Raw genomic sequence first — 20086 nt, 5'->3', positions numbered from 1 at the left:
CTGCAAAACGTTTGGGGCGTTGGCAACATCTTGCCAACGCCCCAAACGTCTGTGGGGACTTTTTGAAAAAAGTCCCCACACCCCCAAAAACTTTTATAACTTAAGGCAGCATCTTGTCGCGGGCGCGGCCTTGCTCAACCAAATGCTTCTCAATCACCTCATCCACCGCCGCGAAACTATCCAGCTTGTACCAGACCCCTTCCGGATAAAACACCGCGCAGGGCCCCAGCTCGCACCGGTCCAGGCATCCCGCCTGGTTGACGCGGATATTTTTGAGCCCCAGCTCCTTCACCCGCACCTTCATATAATCGCGGATCTTCTCCGAGCCCTTGCTGGCGCAATCGCCGCGCGGATGCCCCTCCGGCCGCCGGTTGCCGCACACAAAGATGTGCGTTTCGAAATAAGGCGCCGGATCGCCCTCCATTCTTTCACCCAAAGCTGGTTCTCCTGTCTGTGCGCCCCTATGTAGCGGTTCAACCAGGAGAGAGCCAAATGACCAATCGCCTGCAGGACGCCTCCTCTCCCTATCTGCTCCAGCACAAGGATAACCCCGTGCACTGGCAGCAATGGGGCGAGGCCGCCTTCGCCGAGGCCAAGGCCCGCAATGTCCCGGTGCTGCTCTCCATCGGCTACGCCGCCTGCCATTGGTGCCATGTGATGGCGCATGAGAGTTTCGAGAATGAGCAGATCGCTGGCCTGCTGAATGAGCGCTTCGTCGCCATCAAGGTGGACCGCGAGGAACGCCCGGATATCGACCAAACCTACATGGCCGCGCTGCACGCCATGGGCGAGCAAGGCGGCTGGCCGCTGACCATGGTGCTCACCCCCGAGGGCGCGCCCTTCTGGGGCGGCACCTACTTCCCGCCGACCCCGCGCCATGGCCGGCCCAGCTTCCCGCAGGTGCTGGTGGCGCTCTCCCAGGCCTGGGCGAATGAGCAGGAGCAGATCGCCCGCTCCGCCGGCGCCATCCGCCGCGCTCTGGCCGAAGCCGCCGCCACCAAGCCGGGCGACGCGCCGGGCCCTGAGCTGCTGCATGCGGTGCAGGAGGCCTTCCTGCGCGGCATGGATTGGGAGCTGGGCGGCCTCGCTGGGGCGCCGAAATTCCCGAATATCCCGGTTTTCCGCTTCCTCTGGCAGCTGGGCGATGCGCGCGGGCGCGAGGCGGTGCATCTGCTGCTGGAGCGGATGAGCCAGGGCGGCATCTATGACCATCTGGGCGGCGGCTATGCCCGCTATGCCACGGACGATGCCTGGCTGGTGCCGCATTTCGAGAAAATGCTCTATGACAATGCGCTGATCCTGGAGCTGCTGGCCTACGCCCAGGCGGACAAGCCGAATCCGCTCTACGCCGCCCGCGCCCGTGAGACGGTGGGCTGGCTGACCCGCGACATGGCCGCCGAAGGCGCCTTCGCCGCCTCCGAGGATGCCGATTCCGAAGGCGAGGAAGGCAAATTCTACGTCTTCACCCGCGCCGAGATCGAAGCGGCCCTGGGTGACGATGCGCGGTTTTTCGAAACCGCCTACCCGATGCCGGCCGCCGGCAACTGGGAAGGCCGCATCATCCTGGAGCGTCGGCTGCCCTTTAACGGCGATGAGACCCGCCTGGCCGCCTGCCGGGCCAAACTGAAAGCGCTGCGCGACACCCGCATCCGCCCCGGCCGTGACGACAAGATTCTGGCGGACTGGAACGCGCTGGCCATCTCGGCGCTGGTGAAAGCCGGGATCGTCTTCCAGGAGCCGGGCTGGATTGCCCTGGGCGAGCGCATCTTCACCACGCTGATCCAGGCGATGGGCGAGGAGGATGGGCGCATCGCCCATGCCATGCGCGACGGCAAGATCTCCGCCGCCGGGCTGCTGGAGGACCAGGCGGCGATGATCCGTGCCGGCATCGCCCTCTACCAGGCCACCGACAAGAGCGCCTATCTGGTGCTGAGCGAGACCATCCTCGCCGCCACCGAGGCGCGCTTCGGCGATGGCGAGGGGGCGTTCTATATCTCCGCCGATGATGCGCAGGATGTCTACGCCCCGCGCGGCCGCTCGATCCAGGACGGGCCGACGCCGTCTGGCACCGGGATGATGGCGCAAGCCTACGCGTCCTTGTTCCACCTCACCGGCAAGGACGAGTACCGCGCCAAGACGCAGGCGGTTTTGCGCGCCTATGGCGGCCGCGCCCGCGCGCTCACCAACGCCCCGGAGCTGCTGGCGGCGGCGGATTTGCTGGCCAATGCGGTGAGCGTGGTGGTGACCGGCGGGGCGGAGGATTTGGTGCGTCTGGCCCTGGCCGCGCCGGATCCGAAGGTGCTGGTGCTGCGCGGCGGCAAGGTGCTGGCGCCCGAGCATCCTGCCTTCGGCAAGCCGGGGATCTGCGCGCCGCCTATGTGTGCCGTGGCAATGTTTGCGGCCTGCCGATGGAGGATGCGGAAATTTTGCGCCAGGAGCTGCAATGTTCCACGTGAAACAATTCTGAGGCTGGAATTTAATAACGTTGCGTTAGTGGTTGAAACGGGCCGGTCTTGCCAGGGGGCGGGCCGGCCCGTAACCATGCCGGCCTGCATGGAACCGGGGCGATGAACGAGACGATCAGGATCAGCCGCAACGCCCAGATCACCTGGCGCCAGGGCCAGACCCTTGCCGCGCGCTGCCGCAATTGCGGCCATGCGGGCGAGATGGCGCTGGTGCTGGAGGAGGATTTCAAGCCGCCGCGCAAGCATTTCCTGATCAATCTGCTGCGCTGCCCGGCCTGCACCGCCTGTTTCACCGACATCGTCCCGGATCTGGATTATGGCGATAACGCGCTGGTGGAGCTGGGGCTGCCGGCCTATCTGGCGCAGGTGGGGCGGGGCTGTGGCCGATCGCCGCCCAGCTGGCGCGGATCGACAAGCCGGCCGGGGCGCGGCTGCTGGAAATCGGCGGCGGCTACGGGTTCGGGCTGGATATCGGCGTGCATGGGCTGGGCTGGCAGGGTGTGGGGTATGATCCTTCGCCCTTCGGGCCTTTGGCCGGCGCGAGCTGGGGCTGGATCTGCGCGCGGATTACTTCACCGAAGCGCAGCTGGGCGCGCCCTGGGACGTGATCGCGGCGACGGAGCTGATCGAGCATCTGCCGGACCCGCCGGCTTATCTGCGGCTGATGCGACAGACCATCGCCCCGGACGGGGTGATGCTGCTGACCACCCCGGATGCGGCGACGATCACCCCCGGGCAATCCACCGGCAAGCTGGTCTCGGCCCTGGCGGTGGGGGCGCATCTGGTGCTGCAGACCGGCGAGAGCCTGACACAGGCGCTGCACGCGGCGGGCTTTGCGCATGTGCGGATCATGCGCGATGAGACCGGGCTGATCGCCTATGCCTCGCCCGCGCCGCTGGCTTTGCGCGAGGGGGCGGGGCGGGGGATTTACCGGGCCTATCTGGCCAAACGCGCCGGCGATTGCGTGCCCGGGTCTGACACCCAGCTCGGCTTTGCCGGGCGCGGGCTGTTCGATGCCACCATCGATGGCGATTACGATGCCGCCGATGCAGCCTGGGCGGCGTTCCATGCCGGGGTGGTGGCGCGGTTTGGGCGCATGCCGGAGGCGCTGCCCGAGGCGGCTTTGCAGGCGAAACTGCCAGAGCTTTCCGCGCTGATGCCGCTGGGGCTGGGCCAGGCCTTGTTCGCCCGCGCCATGTCCCGCCTGGCGCGCGGGCAGGCGCGGCCGGGGCTGCAGGCGATGTTCAGCCTGTCCGCCCAGGCGGCGCGGGCCTTGTGTCAGGCGATGGAGCAGATCTCCCAGCGCGACCCGTTTGCCGAAAATATCGCGGCCTTGTCCCAGCGCGAGGCGCTGCTCTGCGCCGCCGAGGCCGGGGACGCGGCGGCGCTGCCGGCCCTGCTGGCGCAAGGCGAGGTTGCCGCCGCCTGGCGCGGTTTTGTCGGGCTGGTGAATGCTGGGCGGCGGGAAGAGGCAGAGGCTTTGCGCGCCGCCGGGCTGGGCGACCTGCCGCCGGAGGGGCTGGAGCTGGGCTTGCGGCAGGATGGCGCCTTCACCGCCGGGATGCTGGCGCTGCAAAGCCAGGATTTTCCGCGAGCCGTGAGCGCGTTCGCAGCGCTGCGATTGCTGTTGCCGGAGGCTGAGCATCCTTTGCGCTGGCCAGGGTTGCGGGGCGAAATCATCGGCTTGTTCGGGCTGGAGCGGGGGGCAGAGGCGGTTGCGTTGCTGCGCCAAATCGTAGCGCTGCATGACGGGGCGCCGGAGGATTTGCTGCAGCATCTGGGGTAGGCGCCGGCGGCGCTGCCGGCGAAGATAAAGCGCGCCTGCGCCCTTGATCCCGCCCCGCTCGCCCCAAAATCTCGTCGATGGGGTATGTTACATTTTGTTATAAGGCCGGCAAGCGCGGTGTGGCGCGATGCTGATCGCGGATCTGCTGCGCCGGGAGAATAATAATTTTGATCTGCTGCGGCTGATCGCCGCGGCGGCGGTGATCTGGGGCCATGCCTATGCGTTGGTGCTCCCGACAGGACGGATGGAGCCGATCGGCCGGCTGCTCGGGTTTGATTATTCCGGTTCTCTGGCGGTGGAATTTTTCTTTTTCCTCAGCGGCATTCTGATCACCCATTCGCTGATGGTGAAGCAGAGCGTGGCCGAATATGCCATCCATCGGGTGATGCGGATTTTTCCGGCGCTGATCGTCAGCTGCGTGGTGTGCGTGCTGGTGATCGGCCCGCTCTTCAGCGATCTGGGCCCGCGCGGCTATTTCGGCCAGGCGGGCGCGCTGAAGGCGGTGCTGCTGCATCCTTATATCGAATACGGCCTGCCTGGCGTGTTTCAGCATAATCTCTACCCGCAGACCAATGGCGCGATCTGGACGATCAAATATGAGCTGTTCATGTATGCGATGCTGGCGGTGGCGGGGCTGTGCGGGCTGCTGAAATATCGCAGGGCGATGAGCCTGGTTTGTCTGGTGGTAGCCTGCACGCTGATGCTCTGGCCGGGTTATATTTCGCTAACCGGGCTCAGCAATGTGAATCTCGGCGGCAGATTGCCGGCATTTTTCCTGTTCGGCTCATTGCTGGCGTTGCATAAGGGCTGGGCGCGGATCGATGGCCGGCTGGTGGCGGGGCTGGTGCTGCTGGCGGTGTTCATGCGGCACGGCACGGCGTTTCAGTTTGTGTTCTATGCGGCGTTTCTCACAGGCTGTCTCTGGGTCGCGAGCACGAGGTTGGCGCGGGCGATCAGGCTGCCGGGAGATTTTTCCTACGGCGTCTATGTATGGGGCTGGCCGGTGCAGCAGATTTTCGCGGCCTGCCTGCCGCATATGGACCGGCATCTGAATCAGATATTATCCTTCGCCGTGGCGCTGGGGTTGGCGATGCTCTCCTGGTATTTCATCGAGAAGCCGTCGATCTCTTTCGGAAAACGCGCCTCAACCTGGCTGGCGTGGTGCAGAAGCTGGCACCCGTTAGAAACCCCGCGTTAAAAAGCAAAACGCCTGTCCCCTATAATTTTCAGGCTTATACCTTCAATGCCTTGAAGGATCGTTATAATGGCCAGATGAATGAAGGTCTGGGGCAGTCAAAAAGATCTTGGAGAGCAGGGCATTTTTTCAAGAAAAGCCCCATCTCTTACGCCTTGTCCTGATGATATTTGAAGCTGGCATTGATCATATCCAGCAAATGCTGCCCCGCCGTGGTCGGGGGAATTTCGGTGTCTCGCCTGGTTGCAGGCAGGTCGGCAAACATTCCACCGGGGCGTAGAAATCCGGGTCAAAGAAAAATGGCAAAGAGTAGCGCTCCTGGCCTGAGATGTTGATGACCCGGTGCGGGGTGGAGCGGAAGACGCCGTTGGTCCAGCGTTCCATCATGTCGCCGATATTCACCACGAAGCTGCCGGGGATGGGCGGGGCGTCGAGCCAGGTGCCGTCCAGCCCCTGCACCTGCAGCCCGCCGGCATTATCCTGGTGCAGCAGCGTGAGGCAGCCGAAATCCGTGTGCGCGCCGGCGCCCAATTGCGCCTCGGTGATGCGGCCTGTCTGTGGCGGGTAATGCAGCGGGCCCAAAGTGGTCATGGTGATGCCGAGCCAGGGGGAGAAATAATCCGGCTTGAGCCCGAGCGAGACGGCGAAGGCGCTGAGCAATAAGGCGCCGAGATCGACCATCTTGTCGTAATAGCCCTGCATCACGCTCTGCCAGCCCGGCAGATCCGGCCAGACATCCGGGCCGTGCAGCGGCAGCCCGGCCTTCACCCGCTCATGGTCCGGGGGCAGATCCCGGCCGATCTTGAAGCCTTCCTTGAAATCGCCTTGCGCCTGCTTGGCGGGGTCGAGATTCTCGCCGCCGAGGCGAAACCAGCCGCGATGGCAGGTGGATTTCTCGATCGCGGATTTTTCCTTCTCCGCCACCGGCAGATCGAAAAACCGCTTGGCCTGGGCATAGACCGCGTCGATCTCGCTCTGCGCGATGCCGTGATTTTTGATGTAGAAAAATCCGATCTCGCGGCAGGCGCGGCCGATCTGCGCGGCGGGGGAGAAATCCCGTGCAGCAGCGGGGCGATGTCGATCACCGGGATCGCATCCAGATAAGCGGGGGCCAGGCCGGGGGCAAGCTCTATGGTCTCGGGCATGGGGGGATGCTAGACCCGGAGGCGTTTTGTTTCCAGGAGCCATCGCCATGCCGGATTCATATTTGCTGGGCATCGATCTCGGGGCGGGCAGCCTGAAGGCGAGCCTGATTTCGCCGGATGGCGGCATCGTCGCCGAGGCGGCGGCGCCGGTCACCACGCAGATCAGGCATTTCGGCTGGGCGGAGCAGGATCCGGGGAATGGGTGGCGGCTCTGTGCCAGGCGGTGCGCGCGGTGGTGGCGGGGATCGATCCGGGGGAGATCGCCGGCATCGGCATCTCCGCCGGGGCGCATATTCCGGTGCTGACGGATGCGGCCGGCGCGGTGCTGCGCCCGGCGATCATGTGGAGCGACCAGCGCGCCGCCGCCCAGGCCGCCGCCCTGCACGAAAAAGCCGGGGCGCGGATTATCGCCACCTCGCTGAACCGGGTGAACCCGACCTGGACGCTGGCGATGCTGGCCTGGCTGTTCGAGCATGAGCCGGAGGTGATGCGCCAGGCCAAGCGGCTTTATCTGGCCAAGGATTTCCTGCGCCATTGCCTGACCGGCGGCTGGGAGACGGATTATTCCGACGCGGTGGGCGCGCTGCTGGCGGATGATGAGACGAAAAACTGGTCTCCAGAGCTGGCCGGGCTGATCGGGCTGGATATGGCCATTCTGCCGCCGATCGTCCCGGCGGAACAGGTGGTGGGGGGTGTCACCGCGGCGGCGGCGGCGCGCACCGGGCTGAAGCCCGGCACGAAGGTGATTTGCGGCTCCAATGATACGACGGTGGAGTTTTTCGGCGTCGGCGGCAATGCGCCCGGCATTGGCGGGGTGAAGCTGGCCACGGCGGGCGTGCTGTTTCTGGCCACTCAGGGCAAGGCGGTGCATCCGCCGATTTCCTGTTATCCGCATATCCTGCCCGGGCTGTATTACACCGCCACCGGCACCAATAGCTGCGCCTCCGCGCATCGCTGGGTGCGGGATCTGATGTTTGAGCAAGGCGGGTTCGCGGCGATGGATGCGCTGGCCAGCGCGGCGCCGCGCGGGGCCGGGGGGCTGCTGTTCCACCCTTATCTGCAGGGCGAGCGCGCGCCTTACTGGGACCCGCTGCTGCGGGCGGATTTCATCGGCATGACGATGGCGCATGGCAAGCCGCATTTCGCCCGGGCGGTATATGAGGGCATCGCCTTTTCCATCCGCGATCTGTTGGGCGCGGCGCGGGATCTGGGGCTGGATTTTTCCACCATCCGGCTGATGGGGGCGGGGCGCGGAGTGCCTGCTGGCGGCAGATCATCGCCGATGTCACCGGGCTGGTGATCGAGCGGACCGAGGCGGGCGATGCCTCGTTCGGGGCGGCGCTGCTGGCCGGCGTCGGGGTGGGGCTGTTCGCCGGCCCGCAGGAGGCGGTGGCCCGCGCGGTGCGGCTGCGGGATGTGACGGTGCCGAACCAGGAGGCCAGCGCTTTCTACGACCAGCTTTTCGGGCTGTATAAGGAGGCGCAGGCGGCGCTGGCCGGCATCAATCACCGGCTGCACGCGCTCACCCAGGGGTAGGGGGCGGGCCGGTGACGGTTATTTCATGACAGGGGCCGACGCGGCGGCCGCAATCGCGCCATCATAAAGCGGTTTGCTGTGCCATGGTTTTGTCTTGGTTTTTCGGAGGGTTGCGTGAACATCGTCAAATACCGCTATTACCAGCCGCGTCTGGCGCCGCGGCGCACGCGCGTCGAGGTGCCGGGCTGGGGCGGGGAGAAAGTACCGCGCCAGGATGGCGCGCATGAGCAGGGCTGGCATTGCCTGCCTTTCGTGGAAGGCGCGCAATATGGGGTGGAGCTTTTCTACCCTTACGAGACCGAGCTGCGCGTGCGCCATGAGAATGGGGCCTTCCAGTTCGAGGGGGATTTCGGCCCGCCGCCCACCCCTGGCCTGCAATGGCCGCCCTTCCGCAGCTTCGGCGAAGGGTTCTATACGCTGCAATTGCTGCTGGATTTGAAAGTGCCCGAGGGCATGGCGGTGCGCGCCGAGCCGCATCCGCGCTATTATCTCAGCCCCGCCGATGATGTGCCGCTGGCGGTGCCGGCCTTGTTGCGCACCTCCTGGTGGCCGATGATCAATTTCGTGGTGTTCAAGGCGCCGCCGAAAGGCCTGGTGCATGTCTTCCGGCCCGGCGAGCCGTTCATGCAGCTCTGCATCGTCCCGGCGGAGCCGGATTTCGCGCTGGAGCCGATGGGCGAGGAAGAGGCGGCGGAGCGGGAGATGCAGTCCCGCCGGATTCATGCCAGCCGCGAGACGCTGGGGCAGGATACACGCTGGGTCTCCGCGATGCATACGGTGTTCGATGGCACCTATCGGCGGATTCTGGGCGCGGCGCGGGCGCGCGATAAGGCGGCCGGGGATTGAAATGAGACGGGGGCTTTATTTTGGTAAAGCCCCCGTTCCGCTGGTCTAAGTTTTGTTTGAGCGCGCAACTTTATCCGATCAAACGAGTCCGTTTGATCGGATATTGCTCTAGTTCCGGATCACCACGCCTACGCCGGGCGCGGGGGAGAGGAGCACCGCGCCACCCTGGTGATGATGGTGGTGATGATGGTGATCATAGCGCGGCGGCGGGGGCGGCGGCGGCCGGTGATGGTGGTAATGCGCGTGATGATGGTGATGGTAGTTATCGTGCCAGTCGATGCGCGTCACGGCATCCCGGTTTTGCGCCAGCGCCGCGTTGCTCTCCCGCAGCGCCGCGACCGGGTTGGCCACCGGCTGCAACAGATCGGCATAGGAATTTACCTGCATCGCATTCGCGGCCTGGGCCGCGCCGCCAGCGCCAAGCGCCGTGGCGCCGGCAAGGGCGCCGAGCAGGCCGGCTTTTTTCGTATCCATCAGAATCTCCTGTGAAGAGAAGGTCTTGATTGTAACGTCGGCAGCCGGGCGGTGGATTTGAAGGCGTCACCGCATCCTGAAAGATGAATGATGCGGCGCTGCTTCATGAATAAACCGCAAACCCGGCGGCCGGGTGGGGCTGGTCAGTTGCCGATCACCACGCCGAAGCCCGGCGCCCCGAAAAACACCCCGCTGTGATGATGATGGTGGTGATGGTGGTAAAACACAGGCGGCGGGGGCGGCGGCGGATAATAATAGGCGTGGTGATGATGGTGATAGGCCCAGGGCGGCGGGTAATGCGCATGGTGGTGATGATGGTAATGGTCATGCCAATCGATGCGCGTCACCCCGGCGGGCGGCGCCTGGTTGCGCGTCGCCATCTCCTGGTTGCTCGCCTGCAGCGCCGCGACCGGGTTGGGCACGGGCGTCAACAGATCAGCATAGGACTTCACCTGCATGGCGTTCGCCGCCTCGGCGGCGCCGGCACTGCCCAGTGCGGCCATTCCGGCCAGCGCGCCGGCCAGGCCGGCTGTTTTGCCATTCATCTGACGACTCCTTGATGTTGAAATCAGGAGTGTAAGATCATTGGTCGGGATGGCGATTTCCAGCCGGAATCAAGCCGAGATCATGGCACTGACGTTCAATTTGATGAAAAATCCTTAAGAAAACCTCAGGCGAAGGCGTAGGCATCCATGCGCATGAAGCCATATTCCACCGAGCTGTGCAGCCGGGTGGGGGCGAGATTCGGCCCGCCAGCGCCGAGGGCGACATGCAGCGGCAGCAGATGCTCCTCCGTCGGGTGTTCGGCGGCGGCGTAAGGGGCGAGGCGGCGGTAATCGCACAAAGCGGGAATATCCCCGGCGACGATCCTTGCATCCATCCAGGCGGCGAATTCGGCGACGTCCGGAGTTTCCGGCGCGTCCTGGGCCGGGCGGCCATGGCGGAAGCGGCGCAGATCATGGGTGAAGGTGCCGGAGGCGAAGATCAGCACGCCCTCCTCGCGCAGGGGGCGCAGCGCCTCGCCGAGGGCGACGTGATGGGTGGTGCCGGCCTGGGTTTGTACCGAAAGCTGGATCACCGGGATGTCCTCGCCCGGATAGGCGAGTTTCAGTGGCACCCAGGCGCCATGGTCCAGCCCGCGCTGGCCATCCACCCGCAGGTCTGCCCGGCTTTTTCCAGCAGCTGGGCGACCCGCCCGGCCAGCTCATGCGCCACCGGCGGGTTGTAATGCTGGGCGTACAGGGCGGGCGGGAAGCCGTAGAAATCATGGATGGTCTCATTCGCCGGCGGGTTGCTCACCGCGGGAATGTCGGTCTCCCAATGGGCGGAGATTGCGAGGATGGCGCGCGGGCGAGGCAACAGCGCGCCGAGACCCGCCAGGAAATGCCGGGCGGGGGTGTCTTCAAGGATGGTCATGGGCGAGCCATGGCTGATGAACAAAGCCGGGAGCATGGGCCTAGACTGGACATGAAAGCGCCTCTGGGGCAAGCGCTTTGCAAGGCTGTCCCTCCATTCCCTGCTTGCCACGGGCGCTGAAAAGGACAATCTACGAGCCAGTATCAGGACCACACCAGTCCGCTTTGCGGACGGAGGATTGCAATGTTTATCGAAACCGAAGGCACCCCCAACCCGGCGACGCTGAAATTCCTGCCCGGCCAGAGCATTCTGGGCGACAAGACGGCGGATTTCGCGGATGCCGACGCGGCCTTGATCTCACCGCTGGCCGAGGCTCTGTTCGGGCTCGAAGGCGTGGCGCGGGTGTTCCTGGGCGGGGATTTCGTCGCCGTCACCAAGGATGACGCCACCGCATGGCAGGCGCTGAAGCCGCAGGTGCTGGGGCTGCTGATGGAACATCTGATGGCCGGCAAGCCGATCTTGCGCGAGGGCATCGCGCTGGAGGATGAGGATGTGGACCCGGCGGATCAGGAGATCGTCGATCAGATCAAGGAGCTGCTGGATAGCCGCATCCGCCCGGCGGTGGCCGGCGATGGCGGGGATATCATCTTCCGCGGCTACCGGGATGGGGTGGTCAGCCTGAAGATGCAGGGGGCCTGCGCCGGCTGCCCCTCCTCCACCGCGACGCTGAAGCATGGCATCGAGAACATGCTCAAGCACTATATTCCGGAAGTGACCTCGGTTACACAGGCGGCGTAACCTTAAGGAGGCACAATGGCTCTGGATGACGCGGCGCTGGCGGCGCTTTTTACCAACGCGCGCACCCATTCCTCATTCAGCGCCGAGCCGGTCCCCGACGAGTCGCTGAAAGCGCTCTATGATCTGGCGAAATGGGGGCCGACCTCGGCGAATTGCTCGCCGGCGCGGTTCCTGTTCGTGCGCACGCCGGAGGGCAAGGAGAAGCTGCGCCCTTGCCTGTCGGGCGGGAATATCGAGCCGGTGATGGCCGCCCCGGTGACGGTGGTGGTGGCGTTCGACCCGCATTTTTATCTCAAGCTGCCCGAGCTTTACCCGGAGGCGGATGTGAAGCCCTGGTTCTCCGGCAATCCGGACCTGGCGGAAGAGACCGCGATGCGCAATTCCTCGATGCAGGGGGCGTATGTCCTGCTGGCGGCGCGCGCCATGGGCTTTGCCACCGGGGCGATGTCCGGCTTTGACCGCACCAAGCTGGACCGGGTGTTTTTCAATGAAAATGGCTGGAAATCCAACTTCCTGATCAATCTGGGCCATCCAGCCGGGGAAGAGCTGCCAGCGCGCCGGCCGCGCCTGGGCTTTGGCGAGGCGGCTGATTTCGCGTGAGTCTGATCGCGCTTGACGCGTCCGGCCCGCGCGCCGTGCTGGCGCGGCTGGCGCCGGACGGGGCGGTGCAGGCGCGCTGGAGCGCGCCGCTGAAACCGGGCCTGATCGAGACGCTGCCGCTGCTGCTGCAGGAGGCGGCGGCGGGCCAGGAGATAACGGACATCGCCATTTGCACCGGGCCGGGGAGCTTTACAGGCTTGCGCACCTCCATCGCGCTGGCGCAGGGCTTTGCGGCGGGCGCGGGGCGAGGCTCTGGGGCATCGGCGCGGCGCAGGCTTATGCGCAAGGCGCGCCGGATTTGCGCCGGGCTTTATGGATTGCGATTCGCGCCCGGCGCGGGCGGCTGTTTCTGCTGCGCGAGGGCCAGGCGCTGGCCTGTGCGGATGACGATATTCCCAGCCCGGACCAGCCGGTCGCCCTTGGCGGGCCGGAGGCGCCTTTGGCCGCCGCCATCCTGGCCGCGCGCGGGGCGGATGTGGTGCTGACCGAGCTGCGGCTGCTGGAGGCCGAATGGGTGGGCCGCGCGGCTTTGGCGCAGCGCGCGGCGGGGCAGGCGCCGGCCCCCGCCTTGCCGCTTTATGTCGATCCGCCGGAGGCCAAGCTGCCGGCCGCCGGGTTGCGCCCGGCCCCGCTATGAGCGCCATCTTCCAAGCCGGGCCGGCCCAGGCCGCGATCATGGCGGCGCTGCACGCCCAGGCCTTCGCGCATGACCCGTGGGACGAGGCGGCCTTCGCCGCTTTGTTGCCGCAGCCGGGGATGCTGGCGCTGCTGCATGAGGCGGGCGGGCTGCTGCTGATCCGCCAGGTGCTGGATGAGGCGGAGATCATCACCATCGGCGCCGCGCGCAAGCGCCAGGGCATCGGCCGGGCCTTGCTGGCGGAGGGGCTGGCGCGGTTGCGGGCCCTGGGTGTCGCCACCTTGTTTCTGGAGGTGGCGGTGGAGAATGAGGCCGCCATCGCGCTCTATGCCGGGTTCGGCTTTGTGGAAAGCGGGCGCCGCCGGGCCTATTATGAGACTGGTGGGGATGCGTTGATGATGCGGCGTGACGAGCCGGGCGGGCAGTCATGAAAGCTTATCTTTGTCCCGCCGCCGCGTTGAGGGAGAGTGATCCATGGACCAGATGAGCCGATCCGAGCAGAATGTCGCGCCCTTCCGGCGGGCGGTGGTGGATCTCGGCTCCAACTCGGTGCGGCTGGTGGTCTATGAGGGCGAGCTGCGCAACCCGCTGCAGATTTTCAACGAGCGCGCGGTGCTGCGGCTGGCCAAGGGCATGACCAGCACCGGGCGGCTGAAGGATGAGGCGCTGGCGCAGGCGGAGACGGTGCTGCACCGCTACGCCGCCATCGCCCGCGCGATGGGGGCAAGCCCGGTGGAGGTGCTGGCGACCTCGGCGGTGCGCGATGCCGAGAATGGCCGCGATTTCGTGCAGGCGGTGATGAAGCGCCTGCCGGATCTGCGGATTTCCGTGCTCTCCGGCGAGCAGGAGGCGGCGCTTTCGGCCGAGGGCGTGCTCTGCGGCATTCCCGGCGCGGATGGGATTCTGGCGGATCTGGGCGGCGGCTCGCTGGAGCTGATCCGGCTGCAGGCCGGGCAGGTGGGCGAGGCGGCGACGCTGCCGGTGGGCGTGATCCGGCTGGCGGAGCGGGCGGGCGAGGATATCGGCCGGGCGCGGGCGGTGATGATCGAGGCGCTGCAGAGCGTGCCCTTCACCGCCGAGGCGGCGGGGAAGGATCTGTTCCTCTCCGGCGGCGCCTTCCGCGCGCTGGCGCGGATTCACATCGCCCAGACCGGCTATCCGCTGAATATCGTGCATCATTACACCATCAACCGGGACGAGGCGCGGGATCTGGCCGGGGTGGTGAGCGAGGGCGGGCGCAAGCTGATCGAGCGCATGCCCGGGGTGCCGCGCCGGCGCATCGAGGATCTGCCCTATGCGGCGGTGATCCTGCGCCGTCTGCTGCGCGCAACCGGCGCGGCGCGGGTGGTGTTTTCCGCCAATGGGCTGCGCGAGGGCTGGTTCTCCCGGCTGCTGCCGGCGCAGATCCGCGCCGAGGACCCGCTGCTGGCGGCCTCGCGGGATCTGGTGCGGGGCATGATCCGGGATGTGAATCTGCCCAAGGCGCTGGTGATCTGGACCCAGCCTTTGTTCCCGGACGAGACCCCGGCGCAGAAGCGGCTGCGCGAGGCGGCGTGCTGGCTTTCGGACATTGGCAGCCACGAGCACCCGGAATATCGCGCCGAGCAGGCCTTCATGCGGGTGCTGCGCCAGGCCGGGATGAGCCTGGACCACCATGCCCGCGCCTTTCTGGCGCTGGCGACGGCGGTGCGTTACGAGGCGCCGCCGGAAGCGGGCTTCCTGGCCCCGGCGCGGGCATTGCTGGATATGGGGGCGGCGCAGCGGGCGGAGACGCTGGGAACGGCGTTGCGCCTGGCTTACACGCTCTCGGCGGGCACGCCGCATCTGCTGGCGGGCACCGGGCTGGAGCTGACGCCGGGCCGGCTGATGCTGAGCCTGGCGGCGGCGAACGGTGTGTTTGCCGGAGAGGCGGTGCTAAGGCGGCTGGAGCGGCTGGCGCTGCTGCTGGGCCGCGAAGCGGATACCGTTATTCAATAGAGCAAAAGTTTTTGGTGCAGCTTTTTTCAAAAAGCTGCGAAAAACGCTGGGGGTTCGCAAGAACGCCCCCAGATACGCCGACCTTACGGCTCGGAGGCGAGGGCCGGGCTGCCATGGCTGGAAGAGCCGAGGCTCGGCCCGCCATTATCGCTCAGCATCTCGATGCGGCCGGTGATCTGGCCGCCATCCTCAACCTGCAAACGGCGGCAGCGGGCGGTGCCCAGCACCCGGCCGGTGGCGCGCACGATCAAGGTGGCGCGGGCGACCAGCGTGCCATCGATGGTGCCGGCGACTTCGGCGTCGTCCACCTCGACCTCGCCCTTGAACACACCGCCCGGGGCGATGGAGAGTTCATTGGCGTTGATCATCGTGGCTTCGACCGTGCCTTCAACCACCAGCCGCTCGGCATCCTGCACCGTGCCCTGCACGGAAATGCCACGGCCAACGACCAGGGTGCGGCGCTCGGCGGCCTCACGGCTGGGGCTGCCCATCAGCGGGCGCGGGCGGCGGCCGGCATGCCGGACGGGGTAGACGGGGTGGCGGGGACCGGCGGCGGCGCGAAAGGTGAGCGGGCCATGGGAGACTCCTTGAAGCTGGGGGGAATGAAACTGCTGGCCGGGAGGTGTCTTCATCCGGGGAAAGATCGAGGAGGGTTCCTCTTCCACCGTCGGCGCGGGGTTAAGCGGTTTTGGCTCTTCCATTTTGCGCTTGTTGAACACAAATCCTCCGTGCTGGCTCGTCGCGATAATGCCGGGCTAGCATGCGCGTTAAAGGCGAACAACAGCTTTGCTCATTTGCCGCTGCGGTGTGGCGATGCTAACCCGTCCGCGCTGTAATCTGTTGCGAATGTCTGGGGGGCTTGCCGAATGGCCGTGTCACAATTCGATATCACCGGCATCGGGAATGCCATCGTCGATTTTCTCCTACAAACTGATGACGAATTTTTAAAACGCCACGACATGCCAAAGGGCGCGATGTCGCTGATCGATGCCGATACCGCGACCAGGCTGACCGAAGCGATGCAGGGCGGGCACAGCGCCTCCGGCGGCTCGGCGGCGAATAGCTGCGCGGTGGCGGCGGCGTTGGGGGCCCGGGTGGCGTTTCTCGGCAAGGTGGCCAAGGATGAGATGGGCGAGGTGTTTCGCCGCGAGATCGCCGGCGTCGGCGTGCATTACGCCACCCCGGCGCTGGAGGCGCCGGTCCCCACCGCGCGCTGCCTGATTCTGGTGACGCCGGATGGCCAGCGCACGATGAACACCTATCTCGGCGCGGGCGGCGAGTTCGCGCTGCATGACATCGACGAGACCATCATCGCCGCCTCCAAGGTCACCTATCTGGAAGGCTATCTGTTCGATCCGCCGGCGGCGCAGAGCGCCTTCATCGAGGCGGCGCGCATGGCCCGCGCGGCGGGGCAGGAGGTGGCGCTGTCGCTCTCCGACGCGTTCTGCGTGGATCGCCATCGCGAAGGCTTCAAGCGGCTGATCGCCGAGGGGGTGGATATTCTCTTCGCCAACGAGACCGAGATTTGCAGCCTCTATGAGGTCAACAGCTTCGAGGAAGCCGCGACCAGGGCGGCGCTGGATGTTAAGATCGCGGTGCTGACCCGCAGCGAGCAGGGCAGCCTGATCCTGCGGGGCGAGGAGAGCGTGTTGATCCCGGCCGAGGAGGTGGCGCTGGTGGACAGCACCGGGGCGGGCGATGCCTATGCCGCCGGCTTCCTCACCGCCTATACGCGCGGCGAGGGGCTGGAAGCGGCCGGCAAGCTCGGCACCAAGGCGGCGGCGCTGGCGATCGCGCGCATCGGCGCCGCCCGCCGGCGCATGAGCTGCGGGCGCTGGTCGGTTGAGCTGGCAGCTGCTGGTGCTGGCCCTGGCGGGGTTCCTCGCCGGGGCGCAGAACGCGGTGGCGGGTGGCGGCTCCTTCCTGACCTTCCCGGCTTTGCTGTTCGCCGGGCTGGACCCGCGCGCGGCGAACATCACCTCCACCATCGCGCTCTTCCCCGGCCAGGCCACCACCGGCTGGACCGGACGGCACATGGCCGGGGGGCGGCGGGGCTTTCGCTGCGGACCCTGTTCACCGTCTCCGTCATCGGCGGGGCGATCGGCGCGATTCTGCTGCTGGCCACCCCGGTTTCGGTGTTCACCCATCTGGTGCCCTGGCTGATCGCCTTCGCCACCATCGTCTTCATCTGGGGCAGTTTTTTCCGCAAGCCGCGAAGCGAGGATGAGGCGCCGCCGATCTCCCCGCGCATGGGCGTTGTGATGCAGTTCATCATCGCCATCTATGGCGGCTATTTCGGCGGCGGCATCGGGATTTTGATGATGGCGGCGCTGACCGCCGTCGGCCTCGCGGTGCGCCATGCCGGGGCCACCAAGAATGTGCTGGCCGGGGTGGTGAATGTCGCCGCGGTGGTGATTTTTCTGGTCGAGAGCAAGCAGAACTGGCTGCTGGTCGGGGTGCTGGCGATCACCGCGATCATTGGTGGGCAGGTGGGCGTACTGATTTTGCGGCATGTGCCGGAGAAGGTTCTGCGGGTTGTCGTCAGCCTGATCGGGATCGCGCTGACCATCGGCATGTTTTTGAAAGCCTGAGATTTGAGCTACCAGATCCGTCCCTTCCGGCCTGCCGATACGCAAGGCGTGGTCGATCTCATCATCCCGATCCAGCAAGGCGAGTTCGGCGTTCCGGTGACGCTGCAGGACCAGCCGGACCTGCTGGATATCGAGAATTTCTACCAGCGCCAGGGCGGGTTCTGGGTGGCGGAAGCGGAAGGGCGGATCATCGGCAGCATCGCGCTGATCCGCTTCGGCACGGCGCAGGCGGCGCTGCGCAAGATGTTCGTCGCCGCCCCCTGGCGCGGGCGCGCGCATGGGGTGGGGCAGGCGCTGCTGGAGACGCTGCTGGCGCAGGCGCGCGCGCAGGGGATTGTGGAGATTACCCTCGGCACCGTGGAAATCCTGCGCGCCGCCTGCCGGTTTTATGAGAAGAACGGGTTTGTGGCGGTGGCGAAGGCGGATCTGCCGCCGGCCTATCCGCGCATGGCGGTGGATACGTTGTTCTATCAGCTCAGGCTGAGCTAGCGCGCTTTCAGTCTGATCGTAACCGGTCAGCGCGCTCCAGCTTTTTGTCTGTGGCTGTCCCAGATAAGTTTCAGGCCTAATCCTTCAACGCCTTGAAGGATCAGCATTATTTCGATCATTGCAGGGTTTCGCCTTTTGCCCGTGGCGTCAAGGGGTTTACTCGCCTTCGGCGACGCGCGGCGAAGCCGCGCGCCCTTGACGCCACGGGCAAAAGGCGAAGAGACTCGGGATCGACATAGTGGCCAGATGAATGACGATCTGGGACAGCCTCTTTTGTTTTGGCGGGCAACATGATCCTGACTGAGTCCAGTCAGGATCATGTTGCTCTCAGCGCCGGCTCCAGCCCGAACGGCGCCACCAAGGGCGTCGCCACCGGCGCGCCGGTAAAGCGTATGGTGCGCGGGGCGGCGCTGATCGCCAGCGTCTCGGCGATGCGCAAACTCTGCTTGGCCACCGGCATTGCCGGGTCGTGCCAGGAGATGTCCGGCCGCAGCGCCAGGAATTCCGGCAGCAGGAAGGTGTAATGGGTGCAGCCCAGCGCGACCGCGTCAATCGTGTCGCCGCCGGCTTGCGCGAAGAGCGGGGCCACGGCGGGGGCGATATCCACCGTCGCGCCGCGAAACTTCTCCTCCGCCAGCTCCGCCAGATCCGGCGTGCCGAGTGAGAGTACCCGGCAATCCGGGGCGAATTTTTCGATCAGCCCGTTCAGATAAGGCCGGCGCACCGTCGCCTTGGTCGCCAGCACGCCGATGGTGCGGCTGGTGGAGGCGCTCGCAGCGGGTTTGATCGGCGGCACGCAGCCGATGAAGGGCAGCGGGAAGGCCTCGCGCAAGGCGGTCAGCGCGATGGTGGAGGCGGTGTTGCAGGCCACCACCACCGCTTCCGGGCGCTGTCGGGCGATCGCCTCGCCCAGCAACGCGATCAGATGCGGCAGCAGAACCTCGTCCGGCTTTTCGCCGTAAGGGAAGAAGCCGGTATCGGCCAGGTAGGTGAGCGGCAAATCCGGGGCAAGCTGGTTCAGCGCCGCCACCACGCCCAGGCCGCCGATGCCGGAATCGAACACCAAAAGCGCCATCTCAGAAATCCCCCGGCTCGGCAAATTCCACGTCGCGATGCACATGGATCGACATCAGCACGCCAAAGCCCAGCATCACCGCGGTCAGCGCCGAGCCGCCATAGGAGATCAGCGGCAGCGGCACCCCGCCCACCGGGATCAGCCCCATCACCATCGAGAGATTGACGAAGCAATAGAGGAAGAAATTGGTGGCGATGCCCAGCGCCACCAGCCGGCCATAGACATGCGAGCAGGACAAGGCGGTGTAATAGGCCAGCGCCACGATCATCATCAGCAGCCCCAGCACCGCGACCGAGCCGAAGAAGCCGAATTCCTCGGCGACGATGGTGAAGACGAAATCCGTCTGTTTCTCGGGCAGGAAGTTGAGCTGGTTCTGGGTGCCGTGCAGATAGCCCTGGCCGAAAAATCCGCCGGAGCCGAGCGCGATCTTGCTCTGGATGATGTTGTAGCCCGCCCCAGCGGATCGGAGCCGGGATTGAGGAAGATGTCGATCCGGGCTTTCTGATAGGCGTGCAGATGGTGATAGATCACCGGCGCGGACACGGCGATCACCACCACCACCAGCGCGAACCACCACCAGCGCACCCCCGCCCCAGCATCACCGTGGCGCCGATGGTGCCGGTGATGACGGCGGTGCCGAGATTGGGCTCTTTCAGGATCAGCCCATCGGCACCAGAATCGCCAGGATGGCGGGCAGCACGAACAGCAGATTGCCGGTCTGCTCGGGTGTGGCGCGCTTGAAATAATGCCCGAGCGCCATCGCCAGAAACAGCTTCATCAGTTCCGAGGGCTGCACTTCCACGCCGCCCACGGTCATCCAGCGTTTCGCGCCCAGCCCGACATGGCCGAATTTCATCACCGCGATCAGCAGCAATATGCCGAAAATCCAGGCCGGCCAGGAGAGCTTGGCGATGAAGCGTATGTCCACCATGGCGATGCAAATCATCAGCACCAGCGCGCCGCAGAAGCGGATCAGCTGGCTTTGCGCGTAAGGCTGCGGCGAGCCGCCGGCGGCGGAATAGAGCGCCGCATAGCCCACCCCCGCCAGCGCGCAGACGCATAGCACGAACAGCCAGTTCACCCGCATCAGCTTGCGGGCGAGGCCGAAGGAGCGCT

At 66.0% G+C, this 20086-nt stretch carries 22 protein-coding genes and 3 pseudogenes; 16 read left to right on the top strand and 9 right to left on the bottom strand.

Annotation, left to right across the window (positions count from 1 at the left end; translation table 11 throughout):
• Positions 1–100: 100 nt before the first annotated feature.
• Positions 101–436 carry a (2Fe-2S) ferredoxin domain-containing protein gene (locus GT370_RS13705; protein WP_322786121.1) on the bottom strand — a complete coding sequence of 112 codons (336 nt, stop codon included), beginning with the start codon at positions 434–436 and terminating at the stop codon, positions 101–103.
• A gap of 56 nt (positions 437–492) precedes the next feature.
• Between GT370_RS13705 and GT370_RS13700 the strand changes: the two genes are divergently transcribed.
• The 3 genes from GT370_RS13700 to GT370_RS13685 all read left to right on the top strand — a co-directional run bounded on the left by GT370_RS13700 (position 493) and on the right by GT370_RS13685 (position 5449).
• Positions 493–2571 (top strand): thioredoxin domain-containing protein, encoded by a 2079-nt coding sequence (locus tag GT370_RS13700; RefSeq protein WP_333489956.1) that lies wholly within the window; start codon positions 493–495, stop codon positions 2569–2571.
• Positions 2572–3009: 438 nt separating this feature from the next.
• Complete coding sequence (locus GT370_RS13690) at positions 3010–4251, top strand: class I SAM-dependent methyltransferase (RefSeq protein ID WP_333490083.1); 1242 nt, start codon at positions 3010–3012, stop codon at positions 4249–4251.
• A gap of 127 nt (positions 4252–4378) precedes the next feature.
• Positions 4379–5449, top strand: a complete 1071-nt coding sequence (locus GT370_RS13685) for an acyltransferase family protein (protein WP_008494067.1) — start codon at positions 4379–4381, stop codon at positions 5447–5449.
• Between the two features lie 183 nt (positions 5450–5632).
• Here GT370_RS13685 and GT370_RS13680 read toward each other — a convergent pair whose 3' ends face one another.
• Positions 5633–6634: an isopenicillin N synthase family dioxygenase gene (locus GT370_RS13680; protein WP_270183226.1), complete on the bottom strand. Its 1002-nt coding sequence runs from the start codon at positions 6632–6634 to the stop codon at positions 5633–5635.
• 4 nt (positions 6635–6638) lie between these two features.
• Here GT370_RS13680 and GT370_RS21550 point away from each other — a divergent pair.
• From GT370_RS21550 to GT370_RS13660, 4 genes and pseudogenes are all read left to right on the top strand, one after another.
• Positions 6639–7315: pseudogene (locus GT370_RS21550) on the top strand (FGGY family carbohydrate kinase); the annotation flags it as partial.
• 18 nt (positions 7316–7333) lie between these two features.
• On the top strand, positions 7334–7891 hold the full coding sequence (locus tag GT370_RS21545) for an FGGY-family carbohydrate kinase (protein ID WP_442865542.1): 558 nt from the start codon (positions 7334–7336) through the stop codon (positions 7889–7891).
• Positions 7888–8127 carry a hypothetical protein gene (locus tag GT370_RS13665; RefSeq protein ID WP_442865435.1) on the top strand — a complete coding sequence of 80 codons (240 nt, stop codon included), beginning with the start codon at positions 7888–7890 and terminating at the stop codon, positions 8125–8127. Before GT370_RS21545 ends, GT370_RS13665 begins: the two co-directional genes overlap by 4 nt.
• Before the next feature lie 114 nt (positions 8128–8241).
• Positions 8242–8973: a hypothetical protein gene (locus tag GT370_RS13660; protein ID WP_008494071.1), complete on the top strand. Its 732-nt coding sequence runs from the start codon at positions 8242–8244 to the stop codon at positions 8971–8973.
• Between the two features lie 108 nt (positions 8974–9081).
• Here the strand turns inward: GT370_RS13660 and GT370_RS13655 are convergent, their stop codons facing one another.
• The 4 genes from GT370_RS13655 to GT370_RS21535 all read right to left on the bottom strand — a co-directional run bounded on the left by GT370_RS13655 (position 9082) and on the right by GT370_RS21535 (position 10863).
• Positions 9082–9447 (bottom strand): hypothetical protein, encoded by a 366-nt coding sequence (locus tag GT370_RS13655; RefSeq protein WP_008494072.1) that lies wholly within the window; start codon positions 9445–9447, stop codon positions 9082–9084.
• Positions 9448–9590: 143 nt separating this feature from the next.
• Positions 9591–9992: a hypothetical protein gene (locus tag GT370_RS13650; RefSeq protein ID WP_008494073.1), complete on the bottom strand. Its 402-nt coding sequence runs from the start codon at positions 9990–9992 to the stop codon at positions 9591–9593.
• A 125-nt stretch (positions 9993–10117) separates the two neighbouring features.
• Positions 10118–10600, bottom strand: coding sequence for a DODA-type extradiol aromatic ring-opening family dioxygenase (locus GT370_RS21540; protein WP_442865434.1), 483 nt, complete (start codon positions 10598–10600; stop codon positions 10118–10120).
• Positions 10555–10863 (bottom strand): DODA-type extradiol aromatic ring-opening family dioxygenase, encoded by a 309-nt coding sequence (locus tag GT370_RS21535; RefSeq protein ID WP_442865433.1) that lies wholly within the window; start codon positions 10861–10863, stop codon positions 10555–10557. Before GT370_RS21535 ends, GT370_RS21540 begins: the two co-directional genes overlap by 46 nt.
• A 183-nt stretch (positions 10864–11046) precedes the next feature.
• Between GT370_RS21535 and GT370_RS13640 the strand changes: the two genes are divergently transcribed.
• The 6 genes from GT370_RS13640 to GT370_RS13615 are packed head-to-tail and all read left to right on the top strand — an operon-like array spanning position 11047 to position 14815.
• Positions 11047–11601 (top strand): NifU family protein, encoded by a 555-nt coding sequence (locus GT370_RS13640; protein WP_008494076.1) that lies wholly within the window; start codon positions 11047–11049, stop codon positions 11599–11601.
• Between the two features lie 15 nt (positions 11602–11616).
• On the top strand, positions 11617–12201 hold the full coding sequence (locus tag GT370_RS13635) for a malonic semialdehyde reductase (RefSeq protein WP_008494077.1): 585 nt from the start codon (positions 11617–11619) through the stop codon (positions 12199–12201).
• The gene (locus GT370_RS13630; protein ID WP_333489955.1) at positions 12198–12686 is read left to right on the top strand and encodes a hypothetical protein; all 489 of its coding nucleotides are present in this window, start codon (positions 12198–12200) and stop codon (positions 12684–12686) included. Before GT370_RS13635 ends, GT370_RS13630 begins: the two co-directional genes overlap by 4 nt.
• Entirely contained in the window at positions 12641–12838 is a 198-nt protein-coding gene (locus tag GT370_RS13625) for a hypothetical protein (RefSeq protein WP_270183223.1), read from the top strand. Before GT370_RS13630 ends, GT370_RS13625 begins: the two co-directional genes overlap by 46 nt.
• The gene (locus GT370_RS13620; protein WP_008494079.1) at positions 12835–13269 is read left to right on the top strand and encodes a GNAT family N-acetyltransferase; all 435 of its coding nucleotides are present in this window, start codon (positions 12835–12837) and stop codon (positions 13267–13269) included. Before GT370_RS13625 ends, GT370_RS13620 begins: the two co-directional genes overlap by 4 nt.
• Positions 13270–13312: 43 nt before the next feature.
• Positions 13313–14815, top strand: coding sequence for a Ppx/GppA family phosphatase (locus GT370_RS13615; protein WP_008494080.1), 1503 nt, complete (start codon positions 13313–13315; stop codon positions 14813–14815).
• 83 nt (positions 14816–14898) lie between these two features.
• Here the strand turns inward: GT370_RS13615 and GT370_RS13610 are convergent, their stop codons facing one another.
• Positions 14899–15306 carry a bactofilin family protein gene (locus GT370_RS13610; protein ID WP_270183222.1) on the bottom strand — a complete coding sequence of 136 codons (408 nt, stop codon included), beginning with the start codon at positions 15304–15306 and terminating at the stop codon, positions 14899–14901.
• Between the two features lie 375 nt (positions 15307–15681).
• Here GT370_RS13610 and GT370_RS13605 point away from each other — a divergent pair.
• From GT370_RS13605 to GT370_RS13590, 3 genes and pseudogenes are all read left to right on the top strand, one after another.
• A pseudogene (locus GT370_RS13605) lies at positions 15682–16661 on the top strand (adenosine kinase).
• Complete coding sequence (locus GT370_RS13595; protein ID WP_442865432.1) at positions 16636–17406, top strand: sulfite exporter TauE/SafE family protein; 771 nt, start codon at positions 16636–16638, stop codon at positions 17404–17406. Before GT370_RS13605 ends, GT370_RS13595 begins: the two are co-directional and overlap by 26 nt.
• A gap of 3 nt (positions 17407–17409) precedes the next feature.
• Positions 17410–17895, top strand: a complete 486-nt coding sequence (locus GT370_RS13590) for a GNAT family N-acetyltransferase (RefSeq protein WP_008494085.1) — start codon at positions 17410–17412, stop codon at positions 17893–17895.
• Positions 17896–18211: 316 nt separating this feature from the next.
• Here the strand turns inward: GT370_RS13590 and murI are convergent, their stop codons facing one another.
• Positions 18212–18970 carry a glutamate racemase gene (murI, locus tag GT370_RS13585; protein WP_008494086.1) on the bottom strand — a complete coding sequence of 253 codons (759 nt, stop codon included), beginning with the start codon at positions 18968–18970 and terminating at the stop codon, positions 18212–18214.
• Position 18971: 1 nt separating this feature from the next.
• Positions 18972–20057, bottom strand: a pseudogene (rodA, locus tag GT370_RS13580) (rod shape-determining protein RodA).
• Positions 20058–20086 lie beyond the last annotated feature (29 nt).

Origin of the sequence: Acidocella sp. MX-AZ03, assembly GCF_027626035.1 — a bacterium.
GTDB lineage: Bacteria > Pseudomonadota > Alphaproteobacteria > Acetobacterales > Acetobacteraceae > Acidocella > Acidocella facilis.
This window is presented reverse-complemented; position numbering and strand designations above follow the sequence as displayed.

What these genes read in the sequence shown, in the direction of transcription:
- GT370_RS13700 (WP_333489956.1), top strand. Translation starts at nt 493, where the DNA reads ATGACCAATCGCCTGCAGGACGCCTCCTCTCCCTATCTGCTCCAGCAC.
- GT370_RS13685 (WP_008494067.1), top strand. Translation starts at nt 4,379, where the DNA reads ATGCTGATCGCGGATCTGCTGCGCCGGGAGAATAATAATTTTGATCTG.
- GT370_RS13680 (WP_270183226.1), bottom strand. Translation starts at nt 6,634, where the DNA reads ATGGCTCCTGGAAACAAAACGCCTCCGGGTCTAGCATCCCCCCATGCC.
- GT370_RS13655 (WP_008494072.1), bottom strand. Translation starts at nt 9,447, where the DNA reads ATGGATACGAAAAAAGCCGGCCTGCTCGGCGCCCTTGCCGGCGCCACG.
- GT370_RS13650 (WP_008494073.1), bottom strand. Translation starts at nt 9,992, where the DNA reads ATGAATGGCAAAACAGCCGGCCTGGCCGGCGCGCTGGCCGGAATGGCC.
- GT370_RS21535 (WP_442865433.1), bottom strand. Translation starts at nt 10,863, where the DNA reads ATGACCATCCTTGAAGACACCCCCGCCCGGCATTTCCTGGCGGGTCTC.
- GT370_RS13640 (WP_008494076.1), top strand. Translation starts at nt 11,047, where the DNA reads ATGTTTATCGAAACCGAAGGCACCCCCAACCCGGCGACGCTGAAATTC.
- GT370_RS13635 (WP_008494077.1), top strand. Translation starts at nt 11,617, where the DNA reads ATGGCTCTGGATGACGCGGCGCTGGCGGCGCTTTTTACCAACGCGCGC.
- GT370_RS13620 (WP_008494079.1), top strand. Translation starts at nt 12,835, where the DNA reads ATGAGCGCCATCTTCCAAGCCGGGCCGGCCCAGGCCGCGATCATGGCG.
- GT370_RS13615 (WP_008494080.1), top strand. Translation starts at nt 13,313, where the DNA reads ATGGACCAGATGAGCCGATCCGAGCAGAATGTCGCGCCCTTCCGGCGG.
- GT370_RS13610 (WP_270183222.1), bottom strand. Translation starts at nt 15,306, where the DNA reads ATGGGCAGCCCCAGCCGTGAGGCCGCCGAGCGCCGCACCCTGGTCGTT.
- GT370_RS13595 (WP_442865432.1), top strand. Translation starts at nt 16,636, where the DNA reads ATGAGCTGCGGGCGCTGGTCGGTTGAGCTGGCAGCTGCTGGTGCTGGC.
- murI (WP_008494086.1), bottom strand. Translation starts at nt 18,970, where the DNA reads ATGGCGCTTTTGGTGTTCGATTCCGGCATCGGCGGCCTGGGCGTGGTG.